The organism is Pseudomonas sp. BNK-7, from assembly GCF_048072025.1.
Taxonomy (GTDB): Bacteria; Pseudomonadota; Gammaproteobacteria; order Pseudomonadales; family Pseudomonadaceae; genus Aquipseudomonas; species Aquipseudomonas danubii.
In genome coordinates this window covers 6,550,235-6,567,963 of sequence record NZ_CP182252.1, presented here as the reverse complement: position 1 = coordinate 6,567,963, position 17,729 = coordinate 6,550,235, and the positions used below count along the sequence as shown (strand labels likewise).

General features: G+C 62.9%; 15 protein-coding genes. 11 read left to right on the top strand and 4 right to left on the bottom strand.

Annotated elements, in window-relative coordinates:
• Positions 1–293: 293 nt before the first annotated feature.
• The 3 genes from ACMGF8_RS29610 to ACMGF8_RS29600 are packed head-to-tail and all read right to left on the bottom strand — an operon-like array spanning position 294 to position 3,442.
• Complete coding sequence (locus ACMGF8_RS29610; RefSeq protein ID WP_416758145.1) at positions 294–1,115, bottom strand: peptidoglycan DD-metalloendopeptidase family protein; 822 nt, start codon at positions 1,113–1,115, stop codon at positions 294–296.
• Between the two features lie 3 nt (positions 1,116–1,118).
• Positions 1,119–2,498, bottom strand: a complete 1,380-nt coding sequence (xseA, locus tag ACMGF8_RS29605; RefSeq protein ID WP_102860409.1) for an exodeoxyribonuclease VII large subunit — start codon at positions 2,496–2,498, stop codon at positions 1,119–1,121.
• Complete coding sequence (locus ACMGF8_RS29600; protein ID WP_102860410.1) at positions 2,495–3,442, bottom strand: LysR family transcriptional regulator; 948 nt, start codon at positions 3,440–3,442, stop codon at positions 2,495–2,497. The genes xseA and ACMGF8_RS29600 overlap by 4 nt, the downstream gene beginning before the upstream one ends.
• 102 nt (positions 3,443–3,544) lie before the next feature.
• Here ACMGF8_RS29600 and ACMGF8_RS29595 point away from each other — a divergent pair, with 102 nt between their 5' ends.
• The 6 genes from ACMGF8_RS29595 (at position 3,545) to ACMGF8_RS29570 (ending at position 9,393) form a co-directional block, all read left to right on the top strand.
• A complete protein-coding gene (locus ACMGF8_RS29595) occupies positions 3,545–4,315 on the top strand; it encodes a sulfite exporter TauE/SafE family protein (protein WP_416758142.1) in 771 nt (256 codons plus the stop codon).
• Between the two features lie 131 nt (positions 4,316–4,446).
• Complete coding sequence (locus ACMGF8_RS29590) at positions 4,447–4,995, top strand: sugar ABC transporter ATPase (protein ID WP_102860412.1); 549 nt, start codon at positions 4,447–4,449, stop codon at positions 4,993–4,995.
• 116 nt (positions 4,996–5,111) lie between these two features.
• Entirely contained in the window at positions 5,112–6,581 is a 1,470-nt protein-coding gene (guaB, locus tag ACMGF8_RS29585) for an IMP dehydrogenase (RefSeq protein WP_102860413.1), read from the top strand.
• A gap of 104 nt (positions 6,582–6,685) precedes the next feature.
• On the top strand, positions 6,686–8,263 hold the full coding sequence (guaA, locus tag ACMGF8_RS29580; protein WP_102860414.1) for a glutamine-hydrolyzing GMP synthase: 1,578 nt from the start codon (positions 6,686–6,688) through the stop codon (positions 8,261–8,263).
• Between the two features lie 324 nt (positions 8,264–8,587).
• Positions 8,588–8,866 (top strand): hypothetical protein, encoded by a 279-nt coding sequence (locus ACMGF8_RS29575; RefSeq protein WP_102860415.1) that lies wholly within the window; start codon positions 8,588–8,590, stop codon positions 8,864–8,866.
• A gap of 5 nt (positions 8,867–8,871) precedes the next feature.
• On the top strand, positions 8,872–9,393 hold the full coding sequence (locus ACMGF8_RS29570) for a helix-turn-helix transcriptional regulator (RefSeq protein WP_102860416.1): 522 nt from the start codon (positions 8,872–8,874) through the stop codon (positions 9,391–9,393).
• A gap of 11 nt (positions 9,394–9,404) precedes the next feature.
• Here ACMGF8_RS29570 and treR read toward each other — a convergent pair whose 3' ends face one another.
• Positions 9,405–10,109 carry a trehalose operon repressor gene (treR, locus tag ACMGF8_RS29565; RefSeq protein ID WP_102860417.1) on the bottom strand — a complete coding sequence of 235 codons (705 nt, stop codon included), beginning with the start codon at positions 10,107–10,109 and terminating at the stop codon, positions 9,405–9,407.
• A 230-nt stretch (positions 10,110–10,339) separates the two neighbouring features.
• Here treR and treP point away from each other — a divergent pair, with 230 nt between their 5' ends.
• The 5 genes from treP to ACMGF8_RS29540 all read left to right on the top strand — a co-directional run bounded on the left by treP (position 10,340) and on the right by ACMGF8_RS29540 (position 17,713).
• A complete protein-coding gene (gene treP, locus ACMGF8_RS29560) occupies positions 10,340–11,782 on the top strand; it encodes a PTS system trehalose-specific EIIBC component (protein WP_102860418.1) in 1,443 nt (480 codons plus the stop codon).
• 60 nt (positions 11,783–11,842) lie between these two features.
• Positions 11,843–13,489 carry an alpha,alpha-phosphotrehalase gene (treC, locus tag ACMGF8_RS29555; protein ID WP_416758138.1) on the top strand — a complete coding sequence of 549 codons (1,647 nt, stop codon included), beginning with the start codon at positions 11,843–11,845 and terminating at the stop codon, positions 13,487–13,489.
• 109 nt (positions 13,490–13,598) lie between these two features.
• Entirely contained in the window at positions 13,599–14,822 is a 1,224-nt protein-coding gene (locus tag ACMGF8_RS29550; RefSeq protein ID WP_416758136.1) for a maltoporin, read from the top strand.
• A 60-nt stretch (positions 14,823–14,882) separates the two neighbouring features.
• The gene (gene ptsP, locus ACMGF8_RS29545; RefSeq protein ID WP_416758134.1) at positions 14,883–17,420 is read left to right on the top strand and encodes a phosphoenolpyruvate--protein phosphotransferase; all 2,538 of its coding nucleotides are present in this window, start codon (positions 14,883–14,885) and stop codon (positions 17,418–17,420) included.
• 2 nt (positions 17,421–17,422) lie between these two features.
• Positions 17,423–17,713 carry a PTS transporter subunit EIIB gene (locus ACMGF8_RS29540; protein WP_102860422.1) on the top strand — a complete coding sequence of 97 codons (291 nt, stop codon included), beginning with the start codon at positions 17,423–17,425 and terminating at the stop codon, positions 17,711–17,713.
• The last annotated feature ends 16 nt before the right edge of the window (positions 17,714–17,729 follow it).

Sequence of the window (17,729 nt, the reverse complement as noted above, 5' to 3'; positions counted from 1 at the left end):
GACGCAGGGGGATGAGGCACCGCGATTCAGCCTGGCAGTCGTGCGCTGACGAGGCAGAGGCTCCGGTGTTGACGACGCTGAATGAGGGTGTGAGAGGTTTTCATGTGCTCAACCCTAACCACTGAGGTGAGAGATGGCAAGCAGTCGAAAAAAATTGAGAGGAATACTCGAAATCGAATCTATATCGAGATTTTATGCTGCCTATTCTTTGAAAGAATACTAACGATTGCGCAGTCGTGATGGGCTGCGCAATTCTCAGGGGAGGCCGGCTTGCCGGCGACGAGGGCTCGGGATCAGGGCTGAAACGCCCCGATAAAGATTGCCGGATCGACCCGGGCATCGTTCAGGCTGATATTCCAGTGCATGTGTGGGCCGGTAGCGCGTCCGGTCGCCCCCACCTTGCCGACGACTGCCCCGCGAGCCAGGGACTGACCCACCTTCACGTCAATCTTCGACATGTGGCAGAACATGCTGATAAAGCCCTGGCCGTGGTCGACGAACACCGTGTTGCCATTGAAAAAGTAGTTGCCGGTCAGGATCACCTTGCCGGCTGCCGGAGTCTTGATCGGTGTGCCTGCCGGCACTGCGAAGTCCAGGCCGGCGTGGGGATTGCGCTCCTCGCCGTTGAAGAACCGGCGCACTCCGAACCTGCTCGACAGCGGCCCGTTCACTGGCTTGTCCAGCAGTAGATTGCTCGGGGTGTTGGGGCTGAAACTGCGATAGGCACGGAGTTGCTCTGCCAGTTCTCCATCGATGCGTTTCAGGTCTGCCGGGTTTGGATTGACCTGGCGCTGGTTCTTCAGGGTGATGTGCTGCTCGGGGTATTTTTTACTGCCCACCACGAAGTTCAGGCTGCGGTTGCCGGCGCTGATCTGCTGGGTGCCTGGCTTGACCGTCAACGGGATACCGACAATGGCCAGCCAGTTGTTCTGCTCCTTCACCACCAGCACGGGTTTACCCTGGTAGCTGACCTTGGGCGCCTGGGCTGCGCTGCCCAGGTCCACCACCGCCACGCCACCAGGCACGGGTTTGTTCAACAGGCGAGTGATGTAGCTGTCGGCGTTGGCGTTGAAGGCCAGGCACAGCAACAGCAGGGAAGTGAGAAAGCGCGGCATGGATCAGTCCAGTAGAGAAAGAGTGACAGGCGTCAGGTGGTTGTCTTCGACTCGCACCTGCAGTTCACCTTCGCCCAGGCGGGCGGTAAGGCGCTGGCCATTGCGGGTCTGTGCGGCAGTGCGGATGGCGTGGCCGCGGTCGTCCAGAAGAATGCTATAGCCGCGTCCCAGGGTGGCCAGGGGGCTGACCACATGCAGGGTTTGCATCTGACTGTGCAACTGCAGGCGTCGTGCTTTCAGGCCTTCGCGCATGGCTCGGGGCAGGCGTTCGGCGAGGCTGTCCAGGCGCTGGCGCAATAGGGCCAGTTGTCGTCCCGGATGCTGGGCGCCGAGGCGGGTTTCCAGGCGGATCAGGCGCTCGCGACGGGTATTGAGGTTGCGCTCGAAGGCCCTGCGCATGCGCATATCCAGGTCATCCAGGCGTTGTGCCTGCTGGCGCAGGCGTTCGCCGGGATGGCGCAGGCGGCGGGCCAGACCGTCGAGGCGCAAGCGGTCGCGCATCAGCCGGTCGCGGATGCGCATCACCAGGCGGCGATGCAGGCTGTCGACCCGGTGTTGCAGATCGCTGGCGTCGGGTGCCAGCAGTTCAGCGGCGGCGGAAGGGGTGGGGGCCCGTACGTCAGCGACGAAATCGCTGATGGATACGTCGGTTTCATGGCCGACGGCGCTGACGATCGGCGTCACGCAGGCATCCACCGCCCGAGCTACCGCCTCTTCGTTGAAGCACCAGAGGTCTTCCAGAGAGCCGCCGCCCCGAGCCAGGATCAAGGCATCGAAGCCTCGGGCATCGGCCAGTTGCAGGGCCCGGACGATCTGCGCCGTGGCCTCGCGACCTTGCACGGCAGTGGGGATCAGCGTCAGTGCCACCTGGGGCGCACGGCGGCGGAACACGCTGATGATGTCGCGGATCACCGCGCCAGTGGGGGAGCTGATAATGCCGATGCGTTGCGGATGGGCCGGTAACGGCACTTTGCGTTCGGCACTGAACAGCCCCTCGGCGCTGAGCTTTTCCTTGAGTGCATCGAAAGCCAGGCGCAGGGCACCATCACCGGCGGGCTCCACGGTGTCGAGAATCAGTTGGTAGTCGCCGCGCCCCTCGAACAGCGAAACCTTGCCCCGGACCTTGACCGCCAGGCCGTCCTTCAGCGCCTGGCGGACCCGCGCGGCGTTCTGCCGGAACAGCGCGCAACGCACCTGGGCGCCGCTGTCCTTGAGGGTGAAGTAGACATGGCCGGAAGCCGGGCGAGCGAGGTTGGAGATCTCGCCTTCGACCCAGATGTTGCTGAACACGTCCTCGAGCAGCACCCGGGCGCGGCCGTTGAGCTGGGTGACAGTGAGGACCTCGCGGTCCAGGCCGAGTCGTGCAAAGGGATCTTTAATCATGGGGCGCAGTTTAAGGGGCTGTCAGTCCATGGAACAACGCAATTCGATTGCCAATGATTGCGCAGCTGTTCGACAAACTGCGCCACCAGCGGTGTGGTGTCTTGCCGATAGGCGAGGGCGACGGTGCTCTGGCAATCGCTATCGGCCAGAGGCAGGAAACGCACGTTGGCCGGGGCGATGTCCTGCATCGATTCGGGCAGCAGGGCAACGCCGAAACCGGCCTGGATCAACTGCAGTTGAGTGGTCTTGCGTGACATCACTCGCGCCGCTTTGGGAAAGAATCCCTGGCGCATGCACAGCTGCGCCGACAGATAGCTCAAACCCCCACGCTGGGGATGGGGGATGGAGATAAAGGCTTCGTTACGCAGTTGTGCAAGCTCCACGCCGTGGGCCGGTGGATCAAGGGCCAGGGGATGCTGCGGTGGCAATGCCAGCAGCAGGGGTTCGCTGAACAAGGGCACGATTTGCACTCCCTCGCATTGGCGCAGTACCGGCAGGCGCAGCAGGCCAGCATCCAGCCGGCCTTCGGCGAGTTCTTGCAACTGCGCCTCGGACGACAGCTTGACGATGTCCATCGAAGCGCCGGGGCACGCCTGTAGATACTCGCTGATGCCTCCAAGCAGACGGCCGCTCATGGGCACGGTGCTTGAGTGACTGAGGCGCAGAGTACCCAGTTGCCCCTGGCCGACCTGGGTGGCCAGCTCGGCGGCCTTGTGCAGTTCGCTCAGCAGGTTGCGTGCCTTGGGCAGGAAGGCTTCACCGGCGGCGGTCAGCCGAGGCTGGCGGGCAGTGCGTTGGAACAGTGGGGTTTGCAGCTGGCTTTCCAGTTCCTTGATCTGCCGGCTAAGGGCTGATTGGGCGACAAACAGGCGTTCTGCCGCAGCGCTGAAGCTGCCGCATTCGGCGATTTCCACGAAATAGCGCAGTTGACGGGTTGAAATCACAAGGCATGCCTTTTTGCGATGGGTTGAAGGCTTTGATGATATTAGTCGCAAGGCTCGCCGCTGGCTAAAGTCATTGCTGATCCGCTTGGGGAAGTCGCAGTGATGAGCGTGGTAATCGAAGGTTTGAACCAGTGGTCTTTCGGCCCGGGTGGTTGGTTGGCGATCGGCCTGGGCATCGCGCTGGCGTACATCGTGTTTGGCATCGCCGGTTTCGGCACGGCGCTGGTGGCGGGACCGGTCCTGATCCTGTTCATGCCGTTGTCGAAAATCGTGCCGCTGTTGGTGCTGCTCGACTTTGTCGCAGCCTTCGGCAACCTGCTGCCATCGCGCAAGGACGTGGTCAAGCCGGAGCTGTTGCGCCTGCTGCCCTGCATGGCGCTGGGCTGCACCTTGGGGGTGATCTTTCTGCTCAACCTCAAGTCCGATCTGCTGCTTCTATTAATGGGGCTGTTTATCAGTGCCTATGCCATCTACAGCTTGTGGGTGAGGGTACGCCCGGCTCAGTTGGCGGCCGGCTGGTCGGTGCCGATGGGAATAGTGGGAGGAATGTTTGGCGCCTTGTTCGGTAGTGGCGGCTTTTTATATGCCATTTACCTGAACAGTCGTTTGCCCAAGGACCCGGCACGGGCCACTCAAAGTGCGTTGATCAGTTGCAGTACCGTGGTGCGCTTGAGTCTGTTTGCCTTGGCCGGGGTCTATGCCGAGTTGCCGCTGTTGCTGTTGGCGGTGTGCTTGTTGCCGGCGATGGCGTTGGGTCTATGGGGGGGACGGCGCTTGACCATGAGGTTGTCCCGGGAGGCCTTTGTGCGCCTGGTGACCTGGCTGGTGCTGGCCAGTGGTGTTGCCTTGATCGGGCGCTTTCTGAGCACTTGACCTGCGGGGTTCAGGGATTAAGCTGCGGGCCTTTAAATTCGTTCGCCGGCACGCCGGCTCCTACAATTGATGCCAGGAGCCGGTTTGCCGGCGAACGCGTTCGTACTGTCCCGCACGTTTCAGGCTTATCCATGAACTCGCAAAGCATCCTCGTCCCGAAAATATCCACCCTGCCGGTGCACGAGCCCCGGGCTCGGGCCATTGTGCGCTGGCTGGTGCGCAAGAACATCGTCGAGGAAACCCTGAGCACGTGCGGGCGCACCGGCAATCGTATGGGCCATGCGATTGCGCCGGGGGCACGGGAGGTGGTGCTGCGGCCGCAGGCGCTGCCTTTCGGCGAGCCGATCAATGGTCTGGAGATCATCACCAAACGCTGCATCTATACCCCGGCCAAGGGCTTTCTCGAAGAAGCCGGCTGTGCCGAATGCCGCCAGGAAGTGGGTGAAGCGCTGTTCGAGAGCCTGGAAGACTGGATGCCGGGGCGCACCGATAACTTCACCTGTCCCGAGTGCGGTCATGAAGATGACATCAACGGCTTTCTGTTTCTTCAGGAATGCGGCTTTTCCAACTTGGGCTTTATCTTCAACAACTGGGCCGAAGCGGGTTTCAAACAGAGTTTTATCGACGAGTTTGCCGACTGGCTGGATCAACCGATAAGTTGGGTCAAGGTCGAGTTGTAGCGCGCTGATATCTCCATCTATCACTCCAGTGATATTAGACAGAGTTTTACATTGAGCCCGGGTAGGTGTCTGAGTATAATGGCGCGCTTCCATTTTCCCGCCCGGGAGCCCCCGCGATGCTGCGTATCAGCCAAGAAGCCCTCACCTTCGACGACATCCTCTTAGTGCCCGGTTATTCCGAAGTACTGCCTAATGAAGTCAGTCTAAAGACCCGTTTGACCCGTGGCATCGAGCTGAATATTCCACTGGTTTCCGCCGCCATGGACACCGTCACTGAAGCCCGTCTGGCAATCGCCATGGCTCAGGAAGGCGGCATCGGCATCATCCACAAGAACATGACCATCGAGCAGCAAGCTGCCGAAGTGCGCAAGGTCAAGCGTTTCGAAGCCGGTGTGGTCAAAGACCCCATCACCATCGAAGCCGACGCCACCGTGCGTGACCTGCTCGAACTGACCAACATGCACAACATCTCCGGTGTGCCCGTGCTGCACAACGGCGATCTGGTGGGCATCGTGACTTCCCGCGACGTGCGTTTCGAAAGCCGTCTGGAAGCCAGTGTCCGCGAAGTGATGACGCCTAAAGAGCGCCTGGTCACTGTCAAGGAAGGCGCCGACAAGACCGCCGTCCGTGAGCTGCTGCACAAGCACCGTATCGAACGCGTGCTGATCGTCGATGACGCCTTTGCCCTCAAGGGCATGATGACCGTCAACGACATCGAAAAAGCCAAGGCCTACCCGCTGGCCAGCAAGGACGATCAAGGTCGTCTGCGTGTCGGCGCTGCGGTCGGTACCGGCAAAGACACGGGCGATCGCGTTGCTGCGCTGGTCAATGCCGGTGTCGACGTGGTGGTGGTCGACACCGCCCACGGTCACTCCAAGGGCGTGATCGACCGCGTTCGCTGGGTCAAAGAGAACTTCCCGCAAGTGCAGGTGATCGGCGGCAACATCGCCACTGGCGCTGCAGCCAAGGCCCTGGCCGAAGCCGGCGCCGACGCGGTCAAGGTCGGTATCGGCCCTGGCTCGATCTGCACCACCCGCATCGTTGCCGGTGTCGGCGTGCCGCAAATCAGCGCGATCGCCAATGTTGCAGCGGCACTGGTCGGCACGGGCGTTCCGCTGATCGCCGACGGCGGTATCCGTTTCTCCGGTGACCTGTCCAAGGCCATCGTGGCCGGTGCCTCCTGCGTGATGATGGGCTCGATGTTCGCCGGTACCGAAGAGGCGCCGGGCGAGATCGAACTGTTCCAGGGTCGTTCCTACAAGGCTTACCGTGGCATGGGTTCCCTGGGCGCCATGTCCCAGGCCCAGGGCTCTTCCGACCGCTACTTCCAGGACTCCTCCGCGGGTGCCGAGAAGCTGGTGCCGGAAGGGATCGAAGGTCGCGTGCCGTACAAGGGCTCCCTGACTGCGATCATCCATCAGCTGATGGGCGGCCTGCGTTCTTCCATGGGCTACACCGGTAGCGCCAACATCGAAGAAATGCGCACCAAGCCGGAGTTTGTCCGCATCACCGGCGCCGGCATGGCTGAATCCCACGTCCACGACGTGCAGATCACCAAGGAAGCGCCAAACTATCGCGTAGGTTGATAGTGATCGCCTCCAGGCCCAGGCCCGGAGGCGATTGACGAATTTAGTAACCGGGGCTGTGTTTTTCAGCCCCGTGTCGTTTCTGAAATTAGACGAGACTGACCATGGCCCTCGACATTCACGCCCACCGCATTCTGATCCTCGACTTCGGTTCCCAGTACACCCAACTGATCGCCCGCCGCGTGCGCGAGATCGGGGTCTACTGCGAACTGCATCCGTTCGACATGGACGACGAAGCGATCCGCGAATTCGCTCCCAAAGGCGTCATCCTCGCCGGCGGTCCCGAGTCCGTGCACGAAGCCAACAGCCCTCGCTGCCCACAAGCGGTGTTCGACCTGGGCGTTCCGGTCTTCGGCATCTGCTACGGCATGCAGACCATGGCCGAGCAAATGGGCGGCAAGGTCGAAGGTTCCGAGCTGCGCGAATTCGGTTATGCCCGGGTTGATGTGGTGGGCAAGAGCCGCCTGCTGGACGGCATCGAAGACCACGTCGACGCCGACGGCCTGTTCGGTCTCGACGTGTGGATGAGCCACGGTGACAAGGTCACCAAGATGCCAAAGGATTTCCACATCCTGGCCAGCACCCCGAGCTGCCCGATTGCCGGCATGTTCAACGATGACCTGCGCTACTACGGCGTGCAGTTCCACCCGGAAGTGACCCACACCAAGCAGGGCGGCCGCATCCTGTCGCGCTTCATCCTCGACATCTGCGGCTGTGAAGCGCTGTGGACCCCGTCGAAGATCGCCGAAGACGCCATTGCCCAGATCCGTGCCCAGGTTGGCACCGACAACGTCCTGCTGGGCCTGTCCGGCGGTGTCGACTCCTCGGTGGTGGCGGCCCTGCTGCACAAGGCCATCGGCGACCAGCTGACCTGCGTTTTCGTCGACAACGGCCTGCTGCGCCTGCACGAAGGCGAGCAAGTGATGGCCATGTTCGCCGAGAACATGGGCGTCAAGGTGATCCGCGCCAACGCCGAGGAGCAGTTCCTCAACAACCTGGCCGGCGAGTCGGACCCTGAGAAGAAGCGCAAGATCATCGGCCGTACCTTCATCGACGTGTTCGATGCCGAATCCTGCAAGCTGGAAAACATCAAGTACCTGGCCCAGGGCACCATCTACCCGGACGTGATCGAGTCGGCTGGCGCGAAAAGCGGCAAGGCCCACGTGATCAAGTCGCACCACAACGTGGGCGGCCTGCCAGAAGAAATGAACCTCAAGCTGGTTGAACCGCTGCGCGAGCTGTTCAAGGACGAAGTCCGCCGTCTGGGCCTGGAGCTGGGCCTGCCGTACGACATGGTCTACCGTCACCCGTTCCCGGGCCCGGGCCTGGGGGTGCGCATCCTGGGTGAAGTGAAGAAGGAATACGCCGACCTGCTGCGTCGCGCCGACCACATCTTCATCGAAGAACTGCGCAAGGCCGACTGGTACCACAAGGTCAGCCAGGCATTCGTCGTGTTCCAGCCAGTGAAATCCGTCGGTGTGGTCGGCGATGGCCGCCGTTACGCCTGGGTCGTGGCCCTGCGCGCGGTGGAAACCATCGACTTCATGACCGCCCGTTGGGCACACCTGCCTTACGAGCTGCTGGAAACCGTCAGCGGCCGGATCATCAACGAAATCGAAGGCATCTCCCGCGTCACTTACGACGTGTCGAGCAAGCCGCCGGCAACGATCGAGTGGGAATGATTGGGGCCGAGTGATCGGCGCTTGATCCACTGGCTTTAACCAATGGCGATCGGGACCTTCGGGGATCGATCGCCATTGTCGTTTCTGCGGAGATTGAATCCGTTACACATCGGCATTTGTGTTGCAGAACCTTTAGAAACGCTGCTTTTTCACCTTCCGGCAATATCACGTAAGACATGTTCGGCGCTCTGCCCCGGGCTTCTCTCTACCCTTGGGTCTCCCCCCGCTGTTTTTGCTGCGGCTTGTTCGTGGCGCGGGTTTGATCGGATTGCACAAGGTTGTCAGTTGACAACCCTGCATGACTGGCGATACTGGAGGCTATGGATGGCTCGTGCAACTCATCCCAAGAAGGACATTGAAATGGCTCTGCGCTACGCCGAATGGCAGAGCTGGCGAATCGAGGTCGGTGCTGGCCATGCGTGGGGGCGGATCTACTGCCCGTATAACAACGAAGTGTGCCGCTGCGGCGAGTTCTGCATCACCAGTGTCTGGCGTACGCCGAAGAACCCGACCCAGCACGCCCGGGCAATATGCCGGGTGATCGACAACTGCACTGTGAATCAGCTGCGTGGGGCCAAGGCGCCGGCAGCCCGTCAGGAGTAAGCACCATGGAATACCTGTTCACCCTCAACTATCTGCTGCCGCTGGAGGGCTGCGATCCGCTGCAACTGGTGGAGCGCCTCGGTGCGGCGGGCTGCACCGACGCCCTGGTGGGCACCGGTCTGGCCGGGCGCCTGGCCCTGGAGTTCAGTCGCGAGGCCGAGAGTGCCGAAGCGGCGCTGCTCAGTGCCCTGGGGGATATCAAGCGCATCATCCCCGAGGCGCGGCTGGTGGAGGCCAGCCCGGACTTTGTCGGCCTCAGCGAGATCGCCGAGATCGTCGGCGTGTCCCGGCAGAACATGCGCAAGCTGATGCTCGGCCACGCCGACAGTTTTCCCCTGGCGATCCATGAGGGCAGCACCTCGCTGTGGCATCTGGCGGAGGTTCTGAGCTGGCTGGACAGCAAGGGCGGTTACCCTCTCAAGCACCCGGTGATCGAGGTGGCGCGGGTGGCACAGCAGGTGAACACCGCCAAGGAGTCGAAGCGCATCGGCCCCCTCAGCGGTGAGCTGGTGGCCCTGCTGGGCTGACGGGGTAGGGCTTAGCGCCGGGCCACGTCGGAGAAGTAGAACTTGTCCAGGGTGTGCCGTGATTCGGTGTACTCGAACTGCCGTCCGTCCTGGAGAAAGGTCTGGTTGCTGACCACGATCACATGGCTCTGGCCGTCCAGGTCGAGCAGTTGCTGATCGTCCTTGCTCCGCGGGCTGGCCTCGATGGTGCGCTGGGCATAGCTGATGTTCAGTTGCAGGGTCTGTTCGATGTAGGCGTAGATCGAATGCTCGGCGATCTGCCGGTCCAGCCCCGGAATCAGCTCGGCGACAAAATGGTTGATGTCGAGAATCACCCGCTTGCCGTCGATTCGCCGCACGCGCTTGATCCGTGTGATCAGGCTGCCTTCTTGCGCCTGCAGATGGTTGCGCAGGGCGCCTTGCAGGGGGAACTGGCTGAACTCCACCACCTCGGTGCTGACGTCATCCCCCAGGCGTGGATAGGTTTCCTGGAAGCTGACGATGCCGCCCAGTTGGAACTCGATGGGATTGGGCGAGAGCACGAAGGTGCCCTTGCCGTGGATCTTCTGCGCGAAACCGCGCTCCTGCAGCAGTTCGATGGCCTTGCGCACGGTGCCGCGACTGGCCTGGTAGCTGTCCATCAGTTCGCTTTCCGAAGGCAGGCGGGCGCCACGCTCAAGACGTTCGGTGGTGATGCTGGCAAGCAGATCGCTGTAGATCTGGTTGTATTTGCTCATGGGATGGCTCTGTGCCGGACTGTGCTCAAGGCAGGCACCTTAAGGGCTGGACGGGGCATTTGTCCATGCGCCCTGGTGATGCTTTAGCGGGTGGAAAAAGCATGGGGCAGGGCCACGCCGGAAGAAAATTTCAAACTCGTCTGTACGAGTTATTGATTTAACTCGTACAGACGAGTAATTTGCCCCTCGGCGTGCTGCCAATAACAAAAATCTCAGGTGGAAGAACAAGCATGAGCCACGACTATTCAACGATCGCCAGCGAGTTGCTGCACAGCCTCGGTGGCGCCGACAACCTCGAACAGGCAGCCCACTGCGTGACCCGCCTGCGCCTGGCCCTCAAGGACCCGAGCCTGGTCGACAGCGCCACCCTCAACCAGATCGATCTGGTCAAGGGCTCGTTCTTCACCGGTGGCCTGTTCCAGGTGGTGATCGGCCCTGGCGAGGTAGAGAAGGTCTACGCGGCCCTGCGTGAGCAGACGGGGCTCGCGGTTTCCACCATTGCCGACGTGAAGCAGAAGGGCGCGGAAAAGACCAACGCCATGCAGCGTCTGGTGCGGGTGTTCTCCGATGTGTTCATGCCCATCCTGCCGGCCCTGATCATCGCCGGCCTGCTGATGGGGGTGAACAATCTGCTGGGCGCCAAGGGCATGTTCATCGAGGGCAAGACCCTGCTTGAGGCGTACCCGGGGCTGGATGGGCTCTGGAGCCTGATCAACCTGATGGCCAACACCTCCTTCGTATTCCTCCCGGCCCTGGTGGGCTGGTCGGCGGCCAAGCGCTTTGGCGGCAGCGAGATCCTCGGCATTGTCCTGGGGCTGATGCTGGTCCACCCGGACCTGCTCAATGCCTGGAACTATGGCAAGGCCGTGGCCGGGTTGGACGGCCAGAGCCTGCCGTACTTCGACATCTTCGGTCTGTTCCAGATCGAGAAGGTGGGCTACCAGGGGCAGATCCTGCCGATCCTGCTGGCGGCCTATGTGATGAGCGTGATCGAAAAATGGCTGCGCGCCCGGGTGCCCAACGCCATCACCCTGCTGGTGGTACCCATCACCACCATCGTGGTCACCGGCGTACTGGCCCTGGCGATCATCGGGCCGGTGACCCGGCACCTGGGAATCCTCATCACCGAAGGCGTGGTCACCCTGTTCGAGCTGGCGCCCATGCTCGGCGGCGCCATCTTCGGTCTGCTCTACGCACCGCTGGTGATCACTGGCATGCACCACATGTTCCTGGCCGTCGACCTGCAACTGATCGCCACCCAGGGCGGCACTTTTATCTGGCCGATGATCGTCATGTCCAACCTGGCCCAAGGCAGCGCGGCCCTGGCGGTGTTCACCATGAGCCGCAACGCTCGTGATCGCAGCATGGCCTCGACCTCGGCGATTTCCGCCTACTTCGGCATCACCGAGCCGGCGATGTTCGGCGTCAACCTGCGCTACAAGTTTCCCTTCTACGCCGCGCTGATCGGCTCGGCCCTGGGCAGCATCTTTCTCTCGCTGAACAAGGTCCAGGCCTCGGCCATCGGTGTCGGTGGGCTGCCGGGGTTCATCTCGATCATTCCCCAGTACATCCCGACGTTCGTGATTGGCATGGTCATCGCCCTGGTGGTGCCTTTTGTCCTGACCTGCGGCCTGAGCCTGAAGATCATCCGGCCCGGCTATCGCGTGGCCTGACCCGCCCTGTAGGCGCCGGCTCGCCGGCGAATGTCCTCGCACTTTCCAAAGGATTCCCCCATGCAAGACTGGCAGCGTTCGGTGATCTACCAGATCTACCCGAAAAGTTTTCACAGCCACCAAGGCCAGGCCACCGGTGACCTGCTGGGGGTGGTGGACAAGCTCGACTACCTGCACTGGCTGGGGGTCGATTGCCTGTGGCTGACCCCGTTCCTGCGCTCGCCGCAGCGGGACAACGGCTATGACATCAGCGACTACTACGCCATCGATCCCAGCTACGGCAGCATGGCCGACTGCGAGTTGCTGATCGCCGAAGCCGGCAAGCGCGGGATCAAGCTGATGCTGGATATCGTGGTCAACCACACCTCCATCGAGCACGCCTGGTTCCAGCAGGCCCGCAGCAGCCTGGACAACCCCTACCGGGATTTCTACATCTGGCGCGATGAGCCCAATAACTGGGAATCCAAGTTCGGCGGCTCCGCCTGGGAATACGAGGCCCAGACCGGGCAGTACTACCTGCACCTGTTCGATCACACCCAGGCCGACCTCAACTGGGACAACCCCCAGGTGCGCGCTGAAGTGTTCAAGATGATGCGCTTCTGGCGCGACAAGGGCGTCGGCGGCTTCCGCCTCGACGTGATCAACCTGATCTCCAAGCCGGCGGATTTCCCCGAGGATCAGAGCGACGGCCGCCGCTTCTATACCGACGGTCCCAACGTGCACCAGTACCTGCAGGAAATGCATCGGGAAGTGTTCGCCGGGCACGATCTGGTGAATGTCGGCGAGATGTCCTCCACCTGCCTGGAGCACTGCATTCGCTATTCCCATCCGGAGTCGAAGGAGCTGTCGATGACCTTCAACTTCCATCACCTGAAGGTGGACTACCCCAACCAGCAGAAGTGGCTGCGGGCCGATTTCGACTTCCTCGAACTCAAGCGCATCCTCTCCGACTGGCAAACCGGCATGCAGGCCGGTGGCGGCTGGAATGCGCTGTTCTGGTGTAACCACGACCAGCCGCGGGTGGTCTCGCGCTTTGGCGATGACGGCGAACACCGGGTGGTGTCGGCGAAGATGCTGGCCACCGCGCTGCACCTGCTCCAGGGCACGCCTTTCGTCTATCAGGGCGAAGAGCTGGGCATGACCAATCCGCATTTCGAGCGCATCGAGCAGTACCGCGATGTCGAGACCCTGAACATCCACCGCCTCAAGCGCGAGGCCGGTGAAGACCCGCAGGCCATCATGGCGGCGATCCAGCAGAAATCCCGGGACAACGGACGCACGCCGATGCAGTGGCATGCCGGGGCCAACGCCGGTTTCAGCAGCGCCGAGCCCTGGATCGGGATACCGGCCAACGCCAGCCAGATCAATGTCGAGGCGCAACTCGACGACCAGGATTCGGTGCTGCATCACTACCGTCGGCTGATCGCCTTGCGCCGCCAGGAAGCGCTGATCCAGCACGGCCTCTATCGCCAGCTGCTGCCGGAGCATCGGCAAGTCTGGGCCTATGTGCGCGAGGGCGAGGGCGAGCGCCTGCTGGTGGTGAACAACTTCTACGGCGCGCCGTGCCAGGTCGAGTTGCCGGAAGCGGTAATCGGCGCGGGCATGCAACAGCGCCTGCTGATCAGCAACTACCCGGACCACGAGCCCCGCAGCCGGCACGTGCACCTGCGGCCCTACGAATCCTTCGTTCTGCACCTGACCCTGTAGCAGCCGGCTGGCCGGCGAACCGGGCCAGGGGATCTTTCTGGCCCAGCGCATCCGCCGGCCAACCGGCGCCGACGAATTCGAACAACACAATAAAAATAATGGGTGGCTTATGAGAGCAACAATAAATCGCGGTCTGGCGGCGTCCTGCCTGTGCCTGGCCTTGCCTTTTCCGGCCCAGGCCCTGGAGTTTGCCGGCTACCTGCGCAGTGGCCTGGGCACCTCGGTCAACAGCGGCTCGCAGTCCTGCTTCCAGTTACCCGGCGCGCAGTCCAAGTACCGCCTGGGCAACGAGTGCGAGCAGTACGCCGAGCTGGAACTGCGCCAGGACCTGTACACCCTGGACGACGGCTCGGTGCTCAGCGTCGACGGCATGGCTTCGCTCTACAACCGCTACGACCGCAACCTGAGTTTCCAGGGCGAAAACGGCTCGGCGCGCATGCCGCAGATGTACGCCCAGTGGTCGAACCTGCCCAGCCTCAATGGCGGCTCGCTGTGGGCCGGGCGCCGTTACTACAAGCGTAACGACATCCATATTTCCGACTTCTACTACTGGAACCAGAGCGCCACCGGCGGCGGGGTCGAGGACGTGCGCATCGGCGATCTGAAGTACAGCTACGCCTTTTCCCGCAAGGACAATCTCTATCAGAAGCAGGCGGTGAGCCGTCATGACTTCAACGTCGCCGGCTTCCAGACCAACCCCGGCGGCGAGCTGGAGCTGGGCCTGAGCTACCTGGAAAAGCCCGATCGCCGTGGTGCCCACAATGGCTGGGCGATCACCACCCAGCATGTGCAGAAGGACTTTTTCGGCGGAAAGAACAAACTGGCCCTGCAATACGGCGAAGGCCCCGGTACCGGCCTGGGCTACACCGGCAACACCTACCTGGATGACAGCAACAAGAGCTATCGCCTGGTGGAGTTCTTCGACTGGCAACTGACCCCGCGCTTCGGCGGCCAGGTGGAGGCGGTCTATCAGAAGGACATTCGCCCCGACGGCCAGGATCAGAACTGGATCTCCCTGGGCGTGCGTCCGGCCTATGCCATCACCGAGCAGTTCAAGCTGGTGACCGAGTTCGGCCACGATCAGGTTGAGGCGCCCGGGGGCACCCGCAAGCTCAGTAAATTTACCTTCGCGCCCACCTGGTCACCCAAGGGACCGGACTTCTGGGCCCGGCCGGAGGTGCGGCTGTACTACACCTATGCCAGCTGGAACGAGGCCGCCAAGCGCGCGGCCAATGAGCTGGCGGCCGGTTCCGCGCTGTCCGACAGCGGTGTGTTCGGCAGCGCCCGGCACGGTGCGAACGTCGGTTTGCAGGTCGAGTACTGGTGGAAATAAGCGATGCTGTCGGGGCTCGCGCTCCATCGGCACTTCAAGGAATCATTAGCAGGTGACGTCATGGCCATAACCCAACCCTTGCAATTGCTCGCGCCCCTGTCCGGGGTGCTGCTGCCCCTGGAGCAGGTCCCGGACCCGGTGTTTTCCAGCCGGGTGATCGGTGACGGGCTGTGCATCGACCCGACTTCCCAGATCCTCTGCGCGCCGCTGTCCGGGGTGGTCAGCAACCTGCAGCGCAGCGGCCACGCGCTGAGCATCACCGGCGAGCAGGGCCAGCAGGTGCTGATGCACATCGGGCTGGACACGGTGAACCTGGCGGGCAAGGGCTTCACCTGCCTGATCGAGGAAGGTCAGCAAGTCACGGCTGGCCAGCCGCTGATCGAGTTCGACGCCGACTACCTGGCCCTGCATGCCCGTAGCCTGTTGACCCTGATGCTGGTGGTCAGTGGCGAGGCGGTGACGGGGCTGGTGTCCGGCAGCCTGCTGGTGGAGCTGGGACAGCCGGTGTTGCAGATCGAGCCCACCTCCGCAGAGGAAGGTGCCAAGGCCGAGGACGCTGAAGCTGAGGCGCTGTTTTCCAAACCGCTGATCCTCGGCAACCCCCAGGGCCTGCATGCGCGCCCGGCGGCTTTGCTGGCCCAGGCCGCCAAGGGCTTTGCCGCGAATATCTGCCTGCACCGGCGCCAGGACTCGGCCAATGCCAAGTCCCTGGTGTCGATCATGGCCTTGCAGACGGTGCAGGGCGATGTCTTGCAGGTCAGTGCCGCAGGTGCGGATGCCGAGCGGGCGCTCCAGGTTCTGGTGGAGCTGTTGGCCTCGGGTTGTGGCGAGAAAGTCAGTGCTGCGGCGCCGAGTCTTGCGCCGCTGGCGGCGCGGGATGAGTCGTTGGAGACGGTTCTGCGGGGAGTCTGTGCGTCACCGGGTTCGGCGGTCGGCCAGGTGCTGCAGGTGGCTGAACAGCGCCTGCAGATAAAGGAGTGGGCGGTGAACCCGCAGCAAGAGCGCGAAGTGCTTGAGCGGGCCTTGCGGGAGGCGGTCCGGGACCTGCAACAGCTGCGGGACAATGCCCGGGGGGGCGCGCAGCAGGAAATCTTTCGGGCCCACCAGGAGCTCCTCGACGATCCGAGTCTGTTGCAGCAGGCCGAGGCCCTGATCGTCACCGGCAAGAGCGCTGCCTTTGCCTGGAACCGTGCCATCGAGGCCACCGCCGAGCTGTTCAAGGGCCTGGGCAGTACGCTGTTGGCTGAGCGCGCGGTGGATCTGGCGGACGTCGGCCAACGGGTGCTCAAGCGGATGCTCGGGGTGCAAGAGCATGCCCTGAGCTTGCCGGATCAGGCCATTCTGATTGCCGAGCAACTGACCCCCTCGCAGACCGCCAGCCTGGACACGGCCAAGGTACTGGGGTTTGCCACCGTTGGCGGCGGCGCCACCAGCCACGTGGCGATCCTCGCCCGGGCCCTGGGCCTGCCGGCGATCTGTGGCCTGTCGTCCCGGGTCCTGTCCCTGGCCAACGGCACCCGGGTTCTGCTGGATGCCGATCGCGGCGAACTGCATACGGACCCGGACCCTCAGCGTCTGCAGCAACTGGAGTCCCTGCGTCAGCAGCAACGCCTGCGCCAGCGTCAGGACCTGGCCCAGGCCGCGCAACCGGCGGTGACCCGCGATGGTCATCATCTGGAGGTCACGGCCAACATTGCCTCTCTGGCGGAGGCCGAGCAGGCCATGAGTCTGGGCGGTGAAGGCGTGGGCCTGTTGCGTTCGGAGTTCCTCTACCAGGACCGCAGCCACGCCCCGAGCCCCGAGGAGCAGGCCGAAACCTATCTGGCCATTGCCCAGGCCCTGGGGCCGACGCGCAATCTGGTGGTGCGGACCCTGGACGTGGGCGGCGACAAGCCCCTGGCCTATGTGCCCATGGACAGCGAAGCCAACCCTTTTCTCGGCCTGCGGGGTATCCGCCTGTGCCTGGAGCGTCCCGAACTGCTGCGCGAGCAGTTCCGGGCGATGCTCGCCAGCGCCGGGCAGGCCCGCCTGCACATCATGTTGCCGATGGTCAGCCAGCTGGCGGAGCTGCGTCAGGCGCGCCAATTGCTCGATGACGAGGTCCGGGCCCTGGGCCTGGCGGAGCGGCCCAAGCTGGGGATCATGATCGAGGTGCCTTCGGCGGCCTTGATGGCGGATCGTTTTGCCCCGGAGGTGGATTTCTTCTCCATCGGCACCAACGACCTGACCCAGTACACCCTGGCCATGGACCGTGATCATCCGCGCCTGGCCAGTCAGGCCGACAGCTTCCATCCGTCAGTGCTGCGCCTGATCGCGCGCACGGTGCAGGCCGCCCATGCCCACGGCAAGTGGGTCGGCGTCTGCGGTGCAATGGCTTCCGAGACCCTGGCGGTGCCGCTGTTGCTGGGCCTGGGAGTAGACGAGCTGTCGGTGAGCGTGCCGTTGATTCCCGCCATCAAGGCCCGGGTACGGGAGTTGGATCTGAGCGAGTGCCAGGCCTTGGCAGCGCGGATCATCGATCTGGAAGACGCGGTTCAGGTACGTGAATGCCTGCAACGGCAGCAAGTCGCCGCCGACTCACTGATTCTGGAGAACTGAAGATGTTCGAGAAATTGCAACGGGCGTTCTGGAAGGCCCTGACTCCAGACCTGATCCCTGATCAGCCGAAGGCCCCCCAGGCCAAGGGCCGTGTTCTGAGTGACGCGATGCTGGCGGCACTGGGTGGTAGCGCCAACATCAAGAGCCAACAACCATTGGCCCTGACCCGCCTGCGCCTGGAACTGCATGATCCGCAGTTGCTGGACAGCAGCGCCCTGCGAGTGGCGGGGGTGCCGGCAGTGATGCCCCTGGCCGGTGGTGTGGTGCATCTGCTGTTGGGATTGCAGGGCTGAGGGGCTTGTTCGCCGG

Bases quoted from the DNA above. Each gene is read 5' to 3' on its own strand.
- ACMGF8_RS29590 (WP_102860412.1), top strand. From the start codon at position 4,447: ATGAACTCGCAAAGCATCCTCGTCCCGAAAATATCCACCCTGCCGGTG.
- ACMGF8_RS29550 (WP_416758136.1), top strand. From the start codon at position 13,599: ATGAGAGCAACAATAAATCGCGGTCTGGCGGCGTCCTGCCTGTGCCTG.
- treP (WP_102860418.1), top strand. From the start codon at position 10,340: ATGAGCCACGACTATTCAACGATCGCCAGCGAGTTGCTGCACAGCCTC.
- treC (WP_416758138.1), top strand. From the start codon at position 11,843: ATGCAAGACTGGCAGCGTTCGGTGATCTACCAGATCTACCCGAAAAGT.
- ACMGF8_RS29540 (WP_102860422.1), top strand. From the start codon at position 17,423: ATGTTCGAGAAATTGCAACGGGCGTTCTGGAAGGCCCTGACTCCAGAC.
- guaA (WP_102860414.1), top strand. From the start codon at position 6,686: ATGGCCCTCGACATTCACGCCCACCGCATTCTGATCCTCGACTTCGGT.
- ptsP (WP_416758134.1), top strand. From the start codon at position 14,883: ATGGCCATAACCCAACCCTTGCAATTGCTCGCGCCCCTGTCCGGGGTG.
- treR (WP_102860417.1), bottom strand. From the start codon at position 10,109: ATGAGCAAATACAACCAGATCTACAGCGATCTGCTTGCCAGCATCACC.
- ACMGF8_RS29575 (WP_102860415.1), top strand. From the start codon at position 8,588: ATGGCTCGTGCAACTCATCCCAAGAAGGACATTGAAATGGCTCTGCGC.
- ACMGF8_RS29610 (WP_416758145.1), bottom strand. From the start codon at position 1,115: ATGCCGCGCTTTCTCACTTCCCTGCTGTTGCTGTGCCTGGCCTTCAAC.
- guaB (WP_102860413.1), top strand. From the start codon at position 5,112: ATGCTGCGTATCAGCCAAGAAGCCCTCACCTTCGACGACATCCTCTTA.
- ACMGF8_RS29570 (WP_102860416.1), top strand. From the start codon at position 8,872: ATGGAATACCTGTTCACCCTCAACTATCTGCTGCCGCTGGAGGGCTGC.
- xseA (WP_102860409.1), bottom strand. From the start codon at position 2,498: ATGATTAAAGATCCCTTTGCACGACTCGGCCTGGACCGCGAGGTCCTC.
- ACMGF8_RS29595 (WP_416758142.1), top strand. From the start codon at position 3,545: ATGAGCGTGGTAATCGAAGGTTTGAACCAGTGGTCTTTCGGCCCGGGT.